Source organism: Bartonella sp. TS25HLJMH (genome assembly GCF_042193505.1).
Taxonomy (GTDB): domain Bacteria; phylum Pseudomonadota; class Alphaproteobacteria; order Rhizobiales; family Rhizobiaceae; genus Bartonella; species Bartonella grahamii.
On record NZ_JBHILV010000010.1, the window covers coordinates 66452 to 85321 of the forward strand.

An 18870-nucleotide genomic window follows, 5' to 3' on the forward strand; every position below is an offset into this window, starting at 1 on the left:
TAAATATTCCTATGTTTTTCGTAAAGTAAGATTCTTATAAAAGAGGACCTTCAAGTTTCAATATAAAAAAGATGAATACAAATAATGATTGTATTAATTTACATATACAATCGAATTGAGTACGGATTATAATCTTTATAGGCACACAAAAAAGAAGTCGTTGATAGCCTTTTATTTATTCAGGTGGTGTTTTGGGGGCTCTTTTCCAGTATTGATGCGCTTCAAAAATGGCGACCACAAATAATGAAATGATGAGCGGTATAATCAAATAAAACATTCTAAAGACAATAAGTGCTGCAATAACGTCGGTTGGATTTATATTAGGCATGCCTGTTATGAAGAGAGCTTCAAGAACTCCTACTCCTCCTGCTGGAGCATTGGACAGAAGAGTTATCGTAAAAGATGCTAGGAAAACACCAAGAACAGAGATAAAATGAATATCTGCGTTGTGTGGGAGGACAGCATATATAATTCCTGCTGCTCCTAAAAGCTCTAGAGGGCTAATGAGAAGCTGTTGAATAACAATTTTCAACCGTGGATAGGAAAGTTTAATTTTCTTACCCAAGCGTAAGGGTTTTAATTGCAGCCAGCTGCCAAACGTATAAAGTGCTATACAGCTGAGTAAAATTGCTCCACTCGTTGTCCCTAGCCATTCAGGAAGTTCTTTATGAATGAGGGTGATAATTTCGGGTTGCAGCACCAAAACGATTCCCAAAAGTAAGATTGTGCCGATTACAAAAGTAAAAGAGCAAAAACCTACTAATATTGCGATTTCTGTTCCGCTTAATCCTTTCATTTTATAGGCGCGATAGCGCACAACGGCACCAGAAAAAACTGAAGCACCGATATTGTGTGAAAGAGCGTAGGTTGTAAATGAACATATAGCGATAAAAATCCAAGAAATTTTATGGCCTAGATGTTGTAGGGCAATTCGATCATATCCAGCAAGAGCAGCATAAGCTAGGAGGGAACATAAACAGGCTAGTAACCAGTGCTGTGCATTTAAATCGCTCAAGCGCTCCAATACATCCCCAAATGAAATGGCAGAGAGTTTCATATAAAGAATCCGAATAGATATCAGCATTGCTAAGATACCAATCAAGGGCCATATAAATTGCTTTATTTTCACGATTCTTTATCCATTTTATGTTTTCTATAAATTTTCATGATTGAGCACATTCTGTACAGATCTTCGTTCCGTTATATACTCCATAATGCCATTGGCAACTTCTTCATCATCCGTTACTACAACATCAGCACCTAAATCAATGAGATATGCTGTTTCTGTGTCGGATAATGCATGTGTGATTATCTGGATATCTTTCTTCATATCACGTATATTCACGATACATTCTCCTACTTCAATGGTGCTTCGCATTGTAATAACAACTTTATGTGCATTATTTATATTTGCTGCGTTCATTATTTCTTGTTGAATGATATTACCGCAAATAGCCTCAAAGCCATCTGCAATCGCTTTATCAGAGAGGCGTTTTGATTCTTCTACGATCACTACAGGGTTACCTCTATTTATTAAAGATAATGCAACACATTTACCAATACGACCATAGCCAATAATTACGATATGGTTATTTTTTAAGGTCATCGGTAAAAAATCTTGGTCAGGATCTTGTGGATCAATATCAATAATTGTTTGGGTATTTTGTGAAGATGCAGAATTTTTTTCTAGACGTTTTTTAATTTTATTACAGGCAATGAAAACAAGAGGATTGAGCAAAATAGAAAAAATTGCTCCTCCAAGAATTAAATCATGAGCGTCATTGTTTAAAAGTCCTAAGCTTAAACTTAAACCAGCAAGGATAAAGGAAAATTCTCCGATTTGGGCAAGGCTTGCAGAAATAGTCAAAGCTGTTGCATTAGAATAGCGAAAAGCCTTAACGATGAAAAAGGCAACAGCAGATTTTCCGATTACGATAATGAATAAGGTTGCCAAGAGAGGAAAAAAATGAGTTAAGAGTTTCTCTGGGTCAAATAACATGCCTACAGAAACAAAAAAGAGAACAGAAAAGGCATCGCGCAGTGGTAAAGATTCTTCCGCGGCACGGTGGCTTAATTCTGATTCGCTCATGACCATACCAGCAAAAAAAGCACCAAGAGAAAGAGAAACACCAAATAAATGAGCAGCTCCGAAAGCTACTCCTAATGCAATAGCAAAAACGCTAAGACGAAATAATTCACGTGATCCCGATTGTGCGCTCATTTTTAAAAGCCATGGGATAACGCGTCTCCCAATGATGAGCATAAGTGCAATAAATACGATCACTTTCAGGATGGTGAGACCAAAAATACCCCAAATACTTAAATCCAACCATTGAACAAGAGGATCCAACGCTTCTTTTTTGGTATTGCTGAGGGCACTTGCCAAGGAAGGAATGAGGACAAGTATAAGGACCATTGCTAAATCCTCAATAATCAACCATCCAACGGCAATGCGTCCTTTTTCTGTTTCAATAAGATGACGCTCTTGCAAAGCACGTAGTAGGATAACAGTACTTGCTATGGATAAAGCAAGGCCGAAGATCAAACTACCACTGAAGCCCCATCCCATAATCAAACCAAGGCACAAACCTAGAAAAGTAGAAAATGCCATTTGTGCAATAGCAGCGGGGACAGCAATAGCTTTGACAGATAAAAGATCTTTTAATGAAAAGTGGAGTCCAACACCAAACATCAGCAAAATAATACCAATTTCAGCAAGTTGATTAATGATAACGGAATCTATTTTAAATCCGCCTGTATTGGGTCCCACAATAACACCGGCTAACAAATAGCCTACAAGTGGTGAAATCCGTAAACGGCTAGCAATCATTCCTAAGAGAAATGCTAAACATAAACCTGCAACAATAGTTGTGATAAGTGGTGTGTCGTGGAGCATGGATTATTTACTATTCTTGATCAAAAAGCGAATGAATGAAAATGACTATATTTCTATGAGAAGAGAAGCGAAATGTATCATACGTATTAAAGGGCATTTTTATTTCACTTTGGTATTCGCACGATTATTTCGCTCACGCCACCAATTTCCTAGCAGGAGTAAAATAGGAGCAGCAATAAAGATAGAGGATGATGTTGCAATAATAATCCCAAAGACCATGGGCAATGCAAAATTATGAACAGCACTTCCACCCCATATCGCCATGGGGAGCATAGCAAGAATTGTTGTGGCTGATGTAAAAAAACAACGTACCAGAACCTGATTAATTGACAGATCAATCAGCTCGCGCAACGGCATTTTTTTATAAAGACGCATATTTTCGCGCATCCTATCATAGACGACAACTTTATCATTTATAGAATATCCAACAATTGTTAAGAGTGCAGCGATAGCCGTTAAATTAAAATCAAATTGAAATAAAGCAAAAAAGCCAATCATTTTTGTGGTGTCTAGAATGAGAGTGATAATTGCTCCAATAGCAAAGAACCATTCGAAGCGTAACCATATATAGAGAGACATGGCAATAGCCGCAAGAATAACAGCAGTAAAAGCAGCTGTGGCAAGCTCGCCTGAAATTTTGGGACCAACAACTTCTATTTGATCGAATGTGGTATCGGGATAGATATTTTGTACAGCTGTTTTAACTTTATCGATGGCGATGGTTTGTTGTGCTTCGCTACCGCTTTGTTTCTGCATGCGAATTAATACGGTGTTTTCGTTATCAATATTTTGCAAGGTAACTTCACCAATATTAAGAGTAGAAAGCTTGGAACGCAGAGTTGCTAGATCTGCAGGTGCTTTCGTGGTAATACTCATTTGGCTTCCGCCAATGAAATCAATTCCGAAGTTCAATCCAGGCTTAAAAAAGAGAAAAACTGAAGCCATTGATAAAACAATTGAGACGCCAATACCAATGAAGCGTGCTTTCATAAAGTGGAAAGTTGTGTTTTGTGGCATGATGTTGAAAGCAGAGTGAATATGTAATTTTTTAATTTTCCATTTACGAACGATCCAAATCATGATGATGCGTACAATGGTGATATTTGTAAACATGGAGATGATAATACCAAGCAACATTGTTACGGCAAAACCACGAACCGGACCGGTACCAAACCAAAATAGTAAGACAGTCGCTATAATTGCCGTAACATTTGCATCAACAATGGTTGCAAAAGCGTGTTTAAATCCACGATCTAGGGCTGCAAAAGCACTGACACCTTTTCGACTTTCTTCACGGATACGTTCATTGATGAGAATATTAGCATCAACGGCAATACCGATGCCTAAAATAATACCAGCAATACCAGGTAGCGTAAGCGTAGCTCCCAAAAGACTGAGTGCAGCAAATGTTAAAATCGTGTGCAGAGCTAGTGCTATATTGGCAATTAATCCCCAAATACGGTAGAGAAGAAAAATAAAAATTGCAACAAGAATAAAGCCAATTATGCCGGTGTAAAGTCCCATTTGGATGGCATCAGCACCAAGATTTGGACCTACGGTTCTCTCTTCAATAACCGTGAGTGGTGCGGGGAGGGAACCAGCACGAAGCAGAGCAGCCAGAGTTGAGGCTTCTTTGGGGTCAAAGTTTCCTGTAATTTGACCTTGTCCATTGGGAATGACACTATTGATGGTAGGAGCGGTTAAAACCTTATTATCCAGAACAATGGCAAAAGGACGGTTAATATTTTGTCGTGTTATATCGGCAAATATTTTTGCACCAGCGGAATCTAGAGTAAATGAAATAATGGAACGTCCTGGTATTTGGGGGTCAAAACCTGCACGGGCATCTTTCAGGACATTTCCATCTAAAGCGATTTGATCATAAATTGCATAATGTTGTGTTGCATCAGTATATCCAGGAAGAATAGAAACACCTATAGGGGGATTATTGGGGTCCACATTAGAAGGAACAAGATGAAAACTCATTTTAGCGGTTGTTCCTAAAAGATCACGTAGTTGTTTTGGATCTTGTAGGCCGGGCAATTGGACCATAATACGATCATTTCCGACCTTTTGGATGGCTGGTTCTGAAACACCAACTTGATCTATACGGCGACGGATGATTTCTAAGCTTTGTTCAATAGCATTGCTTACACGGTCTTTTATACCAGCTTCTGTTAATGTGATGCGGAGAGTTTCATTTTGAGCATTGATCGTGATGTTATGTTCTGTTGTACCAAAGCTACTGTGTATGGGGGTTATTAATGTTTTCAAAGCAGAAAGTGCTTTTTCAGTTTGCGATGGATCAGAAATAAGGACAATAACGCTATCTTCAACGATACGCACACTTGAGGTGCGGATTTGTTTTTCACGCAATATATTGCGTATACTGCCTAAAACTATATGTAACTGATCGCGTTTTAACGTTTTGCTATCAACCTCGAGCAGGAGAGAAGAGCCTCCTTGAAGGTCAAGGCCAAGTGCTACACGGGTGTCAGGTAAGAATTTGGAGTTTTTAACTTGTTCGTATGAAAATAAATTGGGTAAGGCAACATAAATGCTGCTTAAAAGAATAAAACAATAAAGGGTAGTTAACCAACCAGGTGTACGCATGATATATTCCGCTAATAGGCAATCTAACAGTTATTCAAAGTTAAAAGCACAAGTAAAATAAGATGATCGTTTTATAATTCAAGGAAGAGAATTTAAGTGTGTTCATTAGGAGGAGCGCGTTTATTTGAGAAATATTGCGTTTTAACGCTACGAAATCGTGTATCAATAGCTGGAATCTTTATTAAAAAGAAATTCAGTGTTAGGATTTTTTGAAAGGTTCTTGTAACAATAGATTCTGTATGGAGTGTTACAAGTTTTTTGTTTTCAGTTGTGGTAACATTCAACTGATCACACTTATTGTGTAAATCAAATTTATTCCTTTTAATGATATTATTGGTGTGTGATTGTTTGATTAAATAAGCACGCGTTCCCAGGTTGCTCGTCAAGAATACACCTAAACTGGATAAAAAAATCCAAGTTGTCAAAGGAAGAAAATTTTCTTTTTTGCAATAGAGGTGCAAAAAACACATGCTAGAGTGCCTTCTTTAATCTTATTGAGTTCAGCTTATTTATTATCCTTTTCTCTTATTATCAGTATTATAGGATAAGGGAAAGCTTTTATAAGATTATTCTACAAAAGTTGAAAATATCTGCTTTATACCATATTAAAGAGGGGGGAGATAAAATCCTTTTTGTGCGCATAAGGTAGATATGTATTCATTTTGTAGAGAAAACATCCACATACTTTTCCTTCTTTTGGGGATTATCTTTGTATTTAATTCTGGTGCATGGGGGAATAGGGGTGCACAAAATACAATTGTCGAACAAACAATAGCTTCTTATTCAGTTGATGAAATTATTCAACAACAACAGTTGATTATTAAGACTCTTGAAGAAAATACTGAAACTTTAAAAAGAGATTTTGATAGAAAGTCAGAAGATGAGCGTGCTTTAGAAGAATTGCGGTTACGTGCACAAGATATTAGTGAACGTGCTATTGAGGCAGCATTTGTTTTGCGTCCTCATCTTAATGAGATTAATACACTTCTTGATCAATTAACGGAGCTCCATCGTGACGTAAAAAGACAGAAAAGCTCAGTGAAGGAATATCCTTACTTGATAGAGCAAAAAGCTAAAATTAATAGTATCATGCTTCGTTTTGAAGAAATTTTCTTAGCGGCAAATGGAATAGCTGAACTTTCTATTTCTCAGTCTCGGGAGCTTTTTAAACGCACGCTTACGTATAGGCTTGAGTTTTCGATTCCAATGGTTAAACAGCTCGCCCAAAAAACAAAAGAGGCTTCATCAGATTTTCTTTTGTTGTTAAATTTTTGGTGGAATTTTATATTTTATTTCAAGTTATTACAACTATTTCTTTCCTTTTTAATTCCACTTTTTATTACTTTTGGTCTTTCGTATTTTTCTAGAAAAGTTCTTGTTCATGTGTATTGCCACTTTAGGAAGTCTAATGAGGAAATATCTTATTTACAACGCTTATTAATCGCCTTTATTTCAGTTCTCTTACCTTCGCTTGTATGTACTTTTTGCGTTTATCTTGTGTTGTTTTTGTTTCGTAGTTTTAACTTAGAACTAGGTAAGCTTACAACAGTTTTTGATATGATAGGTTGTCAAATTATTTTAGTGTTTTTAATCAATCGCTTAGCAATTGTTCTTTTATCTTCGAATATGCCCCATGTACGTCTTCTCAGTATTGCACCATCGTCTGCTTATCAATTAGTGATTTTACTCACTTCTTTAGGGGGTGTTTTGGCATTTGACGCTGTTCTTGATAGTATTTATCAGATCATTTCAGCGCCTCTATCTTTGACAATTGCTACAAGTTTTATTGCTGTTTTTCTTGTAGCGATATTGCTGTTTATAATATCATTTGTACCTTTGCGATCTAGACGTAAGCGTTTTCAAGGAGAAAAAAAAGAGCCATACTTTTGGCCATTTTATATACGCATTCCTCTTATTGGCTTGGGGGTACTGCTCTTTGTGTTAAGTTTTTTAGGTTATGTTGGTCTTGCACGTTTTATTATGCAGCAAATTATGATTGGTGGAGCATTTTTAATTCTCATGTATTTAGGAATACAAAGCGCTCAAGCACTTGGGACTAAAGGCCAGTTTATGAAAACAACGGTTGGTCATCTTTTGATGCAGAGGTTTCATTTAGAAGAAAAAACGATGAATCAATTGGGAGTTTTTGTGAGTGTTTTTCTCAATTTATTTGTTGTTGTATTTTGTGCAATGCCAATTGCTGTACAGTTTGGATTTTCCTATTCTGATTTGAAAGCAGTATTGTGGCAATTGGTTACTGGTTTTCAGATTGGAAATATTACTCTTTCTTTGATTTCTATTGTAACAGGAATTATTTCTTTTTGTGTTTGCTGGTTTCTTATTCGCCGATTTATTGGTTGGTTAGATAGTGTGGTGTTGGTTCATGGAGAGTTTGATTCTGGTATACGTAATTCTGTCAAAACAGTGATAAGTTATGGAGGCGTTGTTGTGTCTGCTTTGACGGGATTGTCAATGGCAGGTTTGGATCTTAGAAATTTCGCTCTTATTGCAGGAGGACTTTCACTTGGTATAGGTTTTGGTTTACAGAATATTGTCCAAAACTTTGTCTCTGGACTTATTATTTTAGTTGGAAGACCATTTAAAATAGGAGACTATATAGAATCTGGATCAGTAGGTGGTGTTGTTAAGCGTATTAGTGTGCGTGCAACGGAACTTGAGACCATTCAGCGTAAGACAATTATTATTCCCAATTCAAGCCTTATTAATAACAATGTTAGTAATTGGACTAGACGTAATAAAGTAGGACGAATTGATATACCAGTTACTGTATCATCTAAGGTTGCTCCAGAGCATGTTGCTGAAATTTTGTTGGAGATTGCTTTTGCGACAGAAGGCGTTTTAAAAAATCCTACCCCGCAGGTGAGTTTTACAGCATTTGATCATAAGAGTTTTTCCTTTAATTTAGCGATTTATGTGCCTAATATTACCTCACCTTCTCATGTAACCAATGCTCTTCGATTTGTCTTATATAAGCGTTTTGCTGAGGAAGGAATCTTAGAATGCTGAAATATATTTATGCTTTAATTACAGTTATTCTGTTGAATATTTTTACCATAACAGCTTTTGCCGCAACAGTGAAGAATACAGATTTAAAGGTACAATCTCTCGTTGTTGTCGAGGGAAGTATACCTTCAAAAGTTTCTTTAAATACTCATCAAACAATTACAATTTGTATGAAGGGATGTTTTATAACTTTTCCTAATAAAGACCGTTTTGCAATAAAGGCAGATGATAATATAGAAATCAGTAGGGGAAGAGCAATTTTTAAATAAAATGATTGAGAATTTTTATTTTGAGACAAGATTTAGAAAGATAATGATATTGTCGTGTTAATAATCTCATTCTTTAGAAGAAGGTAGAAAAAAGGTATGATTTTATTATAAAATAAATGTATTTTTTTATACTATGTAGAATCTACATTATGCATTTTGGATATAAATATTGAGGTATTTATAATATTTTTAATGAATATCTATTTTTAAAAAATAGTACATCGTTTTTAGAATTTTTCTCACGAAAAAAAGGCGTAAAATATACTATTTTGTGATTTTTTTGCGTTTGTTTTAATACAAAATGTTTTATATTTCTTCATTTAAAAAAATATAATAGGTATTTTTATTAAATATTTATTATTTGAAGTATTCATTATTTTAATGTTTTAAAATTTATTTGATAATATTAAATTTTGATGTAATGATATATTAATCTAGTGATAGATTTAAATGTAACTATAAAGGAGTAAATGCGATTTTGCGGCATAAGATTTTATAAAACTTTGTTTTTCTAAATGTGATTTTTGATTATATTTAAATTTAGCAATGGGGTATGATTTTATGAATACAAAATTTATAACAGCATCTGTTTTTTCCTTGATTTCACCTTCTATAGTACAGGCTGCAGATGTGGTGGCTCATGAAGAGCCAGTACATGTTGCCTCAGAAGTTGTTGCTTCTTCACCTTTTTCTTGGGGAGGTATTTATTTTGGGGGGCAAGTTGGTGGCTTTTCAGGTAAGACTTCTGCAATAACGCGTGATGTTGATATTCCTCTCTATCCTGATGAGGAGAGTAAAAGTAAACCATGGATACCTGTCGAGAAACAGTATATGCCTGAGCTTTCTGGATTTATAGGTGGTTTTTATGCGGGTGTTAATTTTGATCTCGGTAATAATTTTATTGTGGGGATTGATACGGATATGCTTTTAACGGAAAAAAAGGATACAAAAACAAGATTTCAGACTGATGAATCGAGTGCTGGTGGTCCTGGCACTGAAGGATCGGGCACTGAAGGATCGGGTACTGAAGGATTGGGTACTGATACTGAGAAATTAGGTACAGAAGAAAAAAGTCGAAAAAAGGCAAAACTTGTCAGGAAACAGGGTAGAGGCTTGTCTCGCTCTGTTGCAGAGGATAAAGACAGTTTAACTTTTAATCATACGTTAAAACAAAAATGGACAGGTGCTACACGGGTGCGTGTTGGGTTTTCTGCGGGGCGTGTGATGCCTTATATTGCTGGTGGTGTTGCTTATGGACAGTTTCAAGATATTTTGTCGATAGTAATTACGGGAGGTGAGCCCTTTAATAGGACATCGGATGCAACAAAAACGATGATTGGTTATACTCTCGGTGGTGGTGTTGATTTTGCAATGACAGATCATCTTGTTGTGCGTGCGGAATATCGTTATTCAGATTTTGGTAAAAAGAAATTTAAAGACGAGATTGAAGTTAAATATAAGACGAATGATTTTCGCGCAGGAATAGCTTACAAATTCTAGTTTTGTAGGATAAAGGAGCTTAAATTTAAGAGGTCCTATCTCTTTGATAGGGCCTTTATTTTTTAATGTTATGCATTGTAAAGGCTATTTTATGGTGAAGAAAGGAGCTTTGACTTTGAGTGATGATGAGGAGATAAGAAAGAATTATTTAAATTCTTAATTGTTAAGAATGAAAATTCTTTGGTTCACAAGGTGTAGCTAAAATATTTATTTGCAAAGATGGAATGATTCGTTTTTTATATTATCACGTTATCATATGATAATATCATTATAGCGTAAAAAAAAAGTAAACTGAAAGATAGTTTTTCTATCTAAACAATTAGAAGATAAAGAAAATTCACATAGAGTGGTGCGGATGGCGTGCACGTTTATGCACCAATTTTTTCCCTTAGAATTCTCTACAATATCACCTGATAGCGCGGTTTATCTTTTTTCTATTTAATAACTAATTGTTTTTATTTTATTTATTAAATTTTTTTTATATAATCTTGGTATCAGATGAAAGTGCTCCAAGCGCGATTCAAAAGGTGGCTTTTAAAAGGTGGCTTTTAAAAGGTGGTTCGAAAAATAAGAACATGTGATAGGCTATTAGTCTTATCTGTAAAAAATCTATCTAAAGGCAAATATGCTAACAGAGCTGGTTTATGGCTTATAAAAACTGCATCAGATCAAGGATGATGGATTTTTAGGTTTGACCTCAATAAAAGACGACGAGAAACGGGATTAGGCTTTTGTAGCAATGTATCTTTAAAAGAAGCACGGTTCAAGGCTTCAGCTTGTTATGACTTTTGGGATCAAGGAATTAATCCAATTCACCAAAAACAAAAAGAAAATTTGCGTCGGGCAAGGGGGGGTATTTCTTTACGAGAAATTGCCTCCAGCACTGTTTGTATGTCTATAACCTATTGTCCACACCCCAATGGCATCTTATTGCATAAAAATTTATGGATTTCACAGTATGACATAAAAGAAATTGTTATTTCTATGGATTCGACTAGTGTCCAAGGATATTATGATATACGGGGGGCGAATAAATTTGATCGTGTGTGGAAAAACATTGAAACAGTTAAGAATCTTCAACCTCTGCAAACTATAGGAATAAGAGCGACAGTTACTAAAGAGATTCTAGAAAATATTATTAATTTTATCGATTTTTGTATAAGCAAAGATGTCGATTATATCGGATTCAGCCCGCTCGATACGTCGTCATTTAGTTTTTCTAGAAAAAATAATACAAAGGATCGATCTAAGGCTTTAAGAAACAAAATTCTTCCGCCAAACGCCTCACTTTTTCATTTGAGAGATGAATTATCAAGGAAAGAATCCCCCCTCCAGATTTATATAGATAAAAAGTTCCAAGAAAGGAAAATCTCATGGACGTCACAAAATTTTGTAAATTGTATTAATTATTACTTAGGCGAAAATTCTACGTACGTTTCGTCGCCGTTAATGTGTTTATTTCCATTTTCATCCTTGGTATTGGACTATAATGGAGATTTAAAAAATTGCTTTTATTCAGAAGCTTTTGGGAATCTACAAAATTATGAGGCAATAGATTGGTCTGCTCAAAGCGTTTTAAAATCTTTGAAAGAATCTGGCGCATGTAGCGGATGTCGTGGGAAGGTATTTTGTGGATAAGGTTAAGCAATTTAAGATTTATAGTGTTAGCAAGTCTACTGCTCTAGTGGTTGCTGTTTTACCACTTTTTTTGTCGGAAAAATTGCATTTGTCGCAAGCGGATATTGTTTTAATCGGTAGTTATTTTTTATTGCTTCCTTTGATCTTAGAAGTCCCCTTGGGTTTATTATCAGATGTTTATGGAAGTAAGCGCGTTATTTATACTGGGCTGTTTTTCTTTCTTTGCGGTTTTTTAGCTCTTTTTATGAATTATGCATATTTTGCTTACGCCACTTATTTGTTGTGTATTACATTAGCAGCCGCTTGTTTCTCAGGTGCGGAAGATAGTTTACTCTTTTCTGTAGTACCAAAGCATCGCACACTGTTTTCCGTTAAGTCCGAAGTGGCTGCTGTTACCTATAGTGTGACAACGGTACTTATTTTTTTAGGGGGAATACTTTATTATGTGCATCCTGCATTGCCTGTGATTTTTCAAGTCCTTTCATTAATTTTTGCTATTTTTATGTTTTCAAAACTGACGAAGGGATTAGATAGTTTTCATATCAACGCTCATCCGAGTATTTTCACAGTTATGTGCGCCAGCCGTAAAGAAGTCAAAAATCCTTATCGCTTCACTCTTATTTTTTTAAGTGCAGTTTCAGCTTTTGCTATTTTGGTTAATAATCGAACTGTTTCTATCGCATTTTCTGATTTTTTGCCATTTCAACCTGCTATTTTGGTTTCAATTATTTTTATCATTGGGAATTTTTTTTCAGCAAGTTCCAATATATTGTTTCAGAAGTATTTTTCAAAGTTTCAAAATCCTATTTTTCCCGTCTTAATGATTGGTTGTATGGTAACCATTGCTTTTTTTCTCATGTCATTTCAAATCATTGCGGCTCTTATATTAGGATTTTTACTTCTATGTGTTTTTAAATCTGCTTATCGATCTTATCTGTCGTCTCTTCTTATAAATTCACTGATTGATCCCAAAGCTATCGCGACTGTTTTATCATTTACAGCCATTATTACAGCTGTTGTATCCTTTGCATTCAGTTTTTTATACGGTCATGTTTTTTCAACATTCTGGCAAGCTAATTTGTGGTTGGCAGTGATTATGGCTGTGATTTTTGGGGTGTCTGCTTTAATTATTTTTGTCAGAAAACAAGAAATCATTTGGTTACAGCCTGAAAATGCACAATCGTCAAAACAACATTTCTTGAAACGCAAGCATCAAGAGTTTTGCTATGGGCAAATTTATCCGGAAGCATCGTGCATTAATGAAAACATCAAGGATGGCTCTTTTCGACAAAGTCTCTATCCTGCACCAAATTTGATAACACTTTGCGATGAAGTAATCGAATGGGAGTTTATCCGGGGTACTGTATTGAGCCAAATGGACTTGCTACATCAAAAGGCGATTATTGATCAAATCAATAAGATCTTTCAAGATCGATTAAGCAAGAATATAATCTTATCACATGGAGATTTACATCCTGATAATATCATTGTTACTCCTGATAGTTCTTTTATGGTAGTGGATTGGGATTTATGTCAAGAAGCCAGTCCGGAATTGGATATCTTAACATTTTTCACCAGTCCAAGATTATCTCTCAATTTAGAAGAACGGATAGACTATATTTCTCATTTGCTGTCTATATCAAAGGATGAAGCTTTACCAATGATAAAAGCGTTTGTGGCTAAAAAAATTTCTGATCTTTGTCTATACCAAAATATTTTCATGAAACAATTAGTATTGGATTATATGAACTTGAATAAGAAAATTCATGGGCGATAATATTGTAATTTGTAATAAAAATTGCAGTGCGGGATGCAATCATTGTCCGTATTCGATGGAATGTATGGTGAGAGATGACGCGTTGCCTGAATCTTTATATACAATAAATGACATAAAATCTGATTTTATTATTCTTTCTGGTGGAGAGCCTTTTGAGCTCGATAATGATTTACTTCATAAATATACTTGTATGTGTCTCATTTGTAAAAAATATTTTCGGATTGCAACAGGGGGGCATATCTATATTCAACCATATTTGAAGCTATTAAAGAGTAATCCGTTCTTTTTAGGGATACAAATAGGCACAGATGTTATTTCAGAGATAAGAAATCTAGACAGTAAAAAATATAAACAAAAGTGGGTGCGTAACATAGAATGTATGAAAAAATATAGCGTACCATATAGTGTGACGATTACTTTATCGGAGAGATTCGATTTGGCAGAAGTGTTAGCTCTAATATGTATCGCTACTCCCGAGTTCATTTTAGTTAATTTTGAAAATAGAAAAAAGTACGAGAATACATTTCAGTTAAATATGATACGGGATTTTTTTTCTGGCTGTGAGATAAAATATGGATATACGCATCAGAGTTTACACCAATAAATATAAATTATCGGATTCTTTTCACAGTTTTTCTGGTGTGTTAGTTGAAAAAACAGAACTGATAATTTTATTTACTGTTCGGGATAAAGTTATTTCGCCCTTTGCTATGGAGTTGCCATTGTCACCTAGTCACGGAGAAATGCCGGACGATTTTATAAAATCTGTAAATGAAAGATCAATAAATAAAAGTAAACACTTTTCAAATTCTTTAAGCTATTTCTTTGGGTTGGAAGATTTTTTTAAAAAAGTTGAAATGGCTAAAATTATTAATTCTGGATTAATAAAATCTATTAAAACGATAGGAATAGGTGAAATTATTGATGATGAGATACGTAATTACGATTTGATAAAATTGAAATCATCGAATCAGTATTTGGATGATACAATTGCAATTGTTAATGAAAACAAAAATGTAAAATTTATTATTGATTTCAATGCAAGTATTAATTTTGAGCAGTGGAATTATCCTATTGATAGGATAGATAAGAATAATTTGTTTGGAATAGAACAGCCTATGAAATTTCCTTCAAAAATTCCAGATTTTGGTTTCTTAAATATCGCTGATGAGACATTCGTGAAATGTGGTTATGAAAAAATTCACGAATATGGCTATAATGCTTTTGTCTATAAGCCATTTGCAAGTAATATTAAAGAATTATATAAGTGTTTTGAGAATAAAAATAACTACGTTGGTATGGTTGGAAGTAATGTTTCTGGCCCTTTAGATTGTAGTTTTTGTAACATCATAAATCATTATATGCCTACCAAATTAGCAGGAAATCGTGCAAGTAATTTTGAAGCGCATCCGTTAAATAATAAAACTGAGGATTTAATGAGAATTCGAGAAAAAAAGATATATCTCTCTGATGAATTGTTTATTTATCTTGATAAATTTTGCCGAAAGGTATCGGATTTGTATTTTGATATGAATAAATTAAAAGAAATTGCTACAAATATATAGTGTTTCCCACTCTGAAGCAGCTATGTTTCGTGAATAGATATAGGGCATACCGATGGAAGAACGATATGGTGCTTGTCTCATGTATCGGAATCTTATATACTAAAAGTGTCAAAGATGGTGGCAAAATTGGCTTTGATTTTTTTGATATTAGCAGTAATTTAAACAGCAACTTGCCTTTTTTATTCAAGATTTTTGATGAGAAAGAATTATAGGTATTTCAGCTTGATGTTTATTATAAAGCTGAGCTCAACCCCAATCAGAACAGTATAGCAGGTGGCCTTTCTTACTTAAAGGGGGCTAGCTAAGAAGCATACGCTTGTTATTATATCGAATGTTCTCAATTTGCATTCGATTAAACTTACAAATTAAGATGGCGTTTATTCTAATACCATCAATACTGGGCTTATAGATTAAACATTCAAGTCCAATAGTTCGCAGAACAAATGAGCCATGCATCCAAAATGCCAATTACGAGTAATATAAATCCAGATGATATTGTAGCTGATATTCACGTAATACCATCAATACTCCCAAATGACTTCTATTATCGTAAGTTTTTCTTTTCTCTAGAGATAATCACCAATGTCATAAAAATATATTTTACCATACTGTTGCACGTTTGGACTTTTTACAAAAATAGAAATTTCCATAGAGTAGCTCGAGATCCTAAACAAAAATATTAAAATATAATGTTTTTTATTATTTAAAAAATAACATAAACATTGGAATAACTCTCCAAAAGCAACAAAACTCTTTGTAAGAAGAACTCTGATCATTTTCTTTGAAAAAAGAGCAATGAAGAGAATATCACTAAAAAGAGCTTTGAGCGATTGGCTTGAAAAACTCTCAAAAGAGATTTCTCTATTGTGTGGTCCTATGATTTTTCACCAAGGTGGGCTATTCATAGCGTTTTGTAGGCCGACTGCCTTTTGGGTTTTTTGTCTTCATAAATTTCACGAAGATAGTTGCAACAGCATAAAAGCTCTAAAGTTTGTTGAATAATTCCTTTATCCTTTAAAAGCTTCCAATCACGCTTATAAACATCTCGTGCAGCTAAAACCATCTGGTAAATGATCACAAGGCTCTACAATGAGTTTTGCATGACTTAACAAATAGGGTGATCAACACAATGTCATAGGGAGTGAAGGCAAGCCTATTTCAAAACGCCCTCCTTCAACAAGTTCAAAAATCAATGCAAGGGTTGGTATGGTTTTATTCATTTTCAAAAGATGCGCTTGTAAACTTGATGAGAAATGACCTCCTTTGATTGTTCTTTGAAAATTTTCCCACCATACACGAAACATTTCTTGAGCTTCAGTAGAAAAGCGTATGGTAATGGGGTGTTTTGGTGATCCTAAAGGTTTATCATAAAGAGAACGAAAAATTCTTTGATAACTTTCCCATGCTTTTTGATTGGGAGGTCTATCAACCCATAACCGCTCTTGTCGTTCATCGGGCCACACCAGCATTTGAAATCGTTGCAATAAGCCGTCATTATTTGTTCCATGGTGTATTGCTTGAATAATGGGAATAATCCGTGAAGGTTGAATGCCCCCAATAATGGAAATGGTTGCATTGGGAATAAAAATGGTTCCACGTCCTATACGGTCATAGGTGTATGATTTTTTGCCATTAAAAGCTGTTAGATAAAAAGAACGGTCTGTTTGATATTCTCTTCGTTCCAGATTGGCTAAAAAGCCAGACAATTCATCACGCACCATTAAGAGACCGCGGGGGGGCTTGTAAGAGTTCCCCAAGCTTTTCAACAGTGATATCATTGACAATAAAACGAGAGACATCATAATCATTGTCTTTAGAGAGGGTTTCAGACAAAAGAGCACGGGCTGTTTCAAGATCTCCTTTTTGTATTGCTTTATGGGCTTGTTTTTGCTTTTCGGATTTGTCTAAAGTCTCAAGTATCTCTTCAATTTCTTGTCTCTCTTTCTGCTTTAGCCACTCTTTATACCATTTCTTTTGAAGGCAAGTGATAGGAGCTAAAGCGGCTTGCATGGTAGGTGTTTTCATCGTTGAAGGTTGACCAATAAGAGCGCCCCAGAGATTAGGGACAATCTTCCAATCATCATGCTGTTTTGGAGCAACCCGCACGTCATTGCCAATGAGAGCAGCCAAGCCACACACAGCAGCGACAGCCACAAAATCGAGAGGAGCTTGTTGACGATCAGCAACGTCATAAACATAGCGACTTAAAGTTAAAGGCATTTGCGTAACATGAAAAGGCTCAACGGGTAAGAGAGTATATTCAAGTGGTTTTAATCCCCTCCCCCAACCGTTTTGTTGCAAGGCTTGTTCATAAGGAATTGCTTCTAAACAAGTATTATCATTTAAAGAAACATTATCGTTATCATTGAATGAAACATTTTGATTGTTGGTATCTACAATATTATTTTATTCTCTCTCATTTATTTATACCTTTCAGTATCAAAAAATCATTGAAATCTAGACCGTAGGGGGCTTGCATGATAAAGACCTCAAAGCCTTGGCTATAAGCACGCTTTGCAAGGGTAAAACCTGCTTTACGACCCGCATCATCGCCGTCCATTGCAATTGTCAGACGTCCTTTTGTATGGGGTAAATTCACACGCATCATGCCACTGGTTGAAAGGGACGCCCATAAATTAACGGGCTCTGATAACAACCCAGACAGCAGAACCAGACCGGTTTCAATGCCCTCACAAATGACCAGATGTTTTGGATTGGTTTGACTTAAATGCACTGCGCCACCCGTTACAGATCCCAACATGGCTTTTTCTGTTTTTTGGTCTGTTTTGCAGCCATTGGCTTGTAAAAAGGTCCTATGAATAGCAAAGGAGCCAGCACCCTTAACAAGAGCCACCAACGCGGGTAGTGTCATTCCTAATGGGTGCGGCGGACAGTTGTCGTGAAAGCGTAAATCAGCAGGCAAATCACATGTAATACCCCGCATGCGTAAATAGGTTTCTGCTAAAGTATTTTTGATTGGTTGGTTTTGTTGCCAAATTGCTTTTGCTCTCTCTGCTTTCTTTTTTGCTCGTTTGAAATCAGCACAAAACTGTTTAGATAAAGAAGGGGCGTGATCATAAGCTTGTTTTCCAAGCAAGCCAATTCTAATGAGCGCTTGTATGATCTCTCTAAAAGAGCAGCCAGCATAACAAGTGAGTAAAAGACGCCCATCATATCCATTGGCAAGGGATAAGCTAGGCAGCCTATCATCATGAGCAGGGCAACGGGCTGTTCCATAACGCCCATGCCAACCCCCGGCACAGCACCGTGTAATACCCTGCGCATTCTTAAAAGAACACATCATTTTAAATCCTATAACGTTGCGTCATAGGACGGATTGTGCACTCTTTAGATTGATGAGTTTGAGAAAGCCTTGTCCGTCCTTATGTGACAAGGTTTTTTTTATGCCGCGTCACTTTGACGTTGCTGTTTTGCTTGCTCGATTACATTGATAAGATCTGATTGTAACCAACGCGATAAAAAACCAAATTTTAAAGGTTTTGGTAAAGAGCCATTGGTAACATGACGGCGGAATGTTGAGACACTCATATGAAGCAGTTTTGCACTTTCACGGTCTGTCAAAAGAAT

Annotated in this window: 13 protein-coding genes and 2 pseudogenes; 8 read left to right on the top strand and 7 right to left on the bottom strand. The window is 35.5% G+C overall.

Annotated elements, in window-relative coordinates:
* Positions 1 to 175: 175 nt before the first annotated feature.
* The 4 genes from ACFINF_RS06080 to ACFINF_RS06095 form a co-directional block, all read right to left on the bottom strand.
* Positions 176 to 1129 (bottom strand): YbhN family protein, encoded by a 954-nt coding sequence (locus ACFINF_RS06080; RefSeq protein WP_375620092.1) that lies wholly within the window; start codon positions 1127 to 1129, stop codon positions 176 to 178.
* Between the two features lie 24 nt (positions 1130 to 1153).
* A complete protein-coding gene (gene ybaL, locus ACFINF_RS06085) occupies positions 1154 to 2896 on the bottom strand; it encodes a YbaL family putative K(+) efflux transporter (protein ID WP_375620093.1) in 1743 nt (580 codons plus the stop codon).
* Between the two features lie 99 nt (positions 2897 to 2995).
* On the bottom strand, positions 2996 to 5509 hold the full coding sequence (gene secD, locus ACFINF_RS06090; protein ID WP_375620094.1) for a protein translocase subunit SecD: 2514 nt from the start codon (positions 5507 to 5509) through the stop codon (positions 2996 to 2998).
* A 92-nt stretch (positions 5510 to 5601) separates the two neighbouring features.
* Positions 5602 to 5979 (bottom strand): hypothetical protein, encoded by a 378-nt coding sequence (locus ACFINF_RS06095; protein WP_375620095.1) that lies wholly within the window; start codon positions 5977 to 5979, stop codon positions 5602 to 5604.
* 181 nt (positions 5980 to 6160) lie between these two features.
* Here ACFINF_RS06095 and ACFINF_RS06100 point away from each other — a divergent pair, with 181 nt between their 5' ends.
* The 8 genes and pseudogenes from ACFINF_RS06100 (at position 6161) to ACFINF_RS06135 (ending at position 15282) form a co-directional block, all read left to right on the top strand.
* Positions 6161 to 8536 carry a mechanosensitive ion channel family protein gene (locus ACFINF_RS06100; protein ID WP_375620096.1) on the top strand — a complete coding sequence of 792 codons (2376 nt, stop codon included), beginning with the start codon at positions 6161 to 6163 and terminating at the stop codon, positions 8534 to 8536.
* The gene (locus ACFINF_RS06105) at positions 8530 to 8802 is read left to right on the top strand and encodes a hypothetical protein (RefSeq protein WP_375620097.1); all 273 of its coding nucleotides are present in this window, start codon (positions 8530 to 8532) and stop codon (positions 8800 to 8802) included. The genes ACFINF_RS06100 and ACFINF_RS06105 overlap by 7 nt, the downstream gene beginning before the upstream one ends.
* Positions 8803 to 9363: 561 nt before the next feature.
* Complete coding sequence (locus ACFINF_RS06110; protein ID WP_375620098.1) at positions 9364 to 10302, top strand: outer membrane protein; 939 nt, start codon at positions 9364 to 9366, stop codon at positions 10300 to 10302.
* 681 nt (positions 10303 to 10983) lie between these two features.
* Positions 10984 to 11121 (top strand): annotated as a pseudogene (locus ACFINF_RS06115) (integrase); the annotation flags it as partial.
* A gap of 165 nt (positions 11122 to 11286) precedes the next feature.
* Entirely contained in the window at positions 11287 to 11940 is a 654-nt protein-coding gene (locus ACFINF_RS06120; protein ID WP_375620099.1) for a hypothetical protein, read from the top strand.
* The gene (locus ACFINF_RS06125; RefSeq protein ID WP_208433112.1) at positions 11933 to 13717 is read left to right on the top strand and encodes an MFS transporter; all 1785 of its coding nucleotides are present in this window, start codon (positions 11933 to 11935) and stop codon (positions 13715 to 13717) included. Before ACFINF_RS06120 ends, ACFINF_RS06125 begins: the two co-directional genes overlap by 8 nt.
* Positions 13707 to 14321, top strand: a complete 615-nt coding sequence (locus ACFINF_RS06130) for a hypothetical protein (RefSeq protein ID WP_375620100.1) — start codon at positions 13707 to 13709, stop codon at positions 14319 to 14321. The genes ACFINF_RS06125 and ACFINF_RS06130 overlap by 11 nt, the downstream gene beginning before the upstream one ends.
* Positions 14290 to 15282: a hypothetical protein gene (locus tag ACFINF_RS06135; RefSeq protein ID WP_375620101.1), complete on the top strand. Its 993-nt coding sequence runs from the start codon at positions 14290 to 14292 to the stop codon at positions 15280 to 15282. Before ACFINF_RS06130 ends, ACFINF_RS06135 begins: the two co-directional genes overlap by 32 nt.
* Positions 15283 to 16179: 897 nt before the next feature.
* Here the strand turns inward: ACFINF_RS06135 and ACFINF_RS06140 are convergent.
* From ACFINF_RS06140 to ACFINF_RS06150, 3 genes and pseudogenes are all read right to left on the bottom strand, one after another.
* Positions 16180 to 17682, bottom strand: a pseudogene (locus ACFINF_RS06140) (YfjI family protein).
* Between the two features lie 16 nt (positions 17683 to 17698).
* Positions 17699 to 18586 (bottom strand): toprim domain-containing protein, encoded by an 888-nt coding sequence (locus tag ACFINF_RS06145; RefSeq protein ID WP_375620102.1) that lies wholly within the window; start codon positions 18584 to 18586, stop codon positions 17699 to 17701.
* Between the two features lie 98 nt (positions 18587 to 18684).
* Positions 18685 to 18870: helix-turn-helix transcriptional regulator (locus ACFINF_RS06150; RefSeq protein ID WP_375620103.1), on the bottom strand; the 186-nt coding region annotated here is incomplete at its 5' end.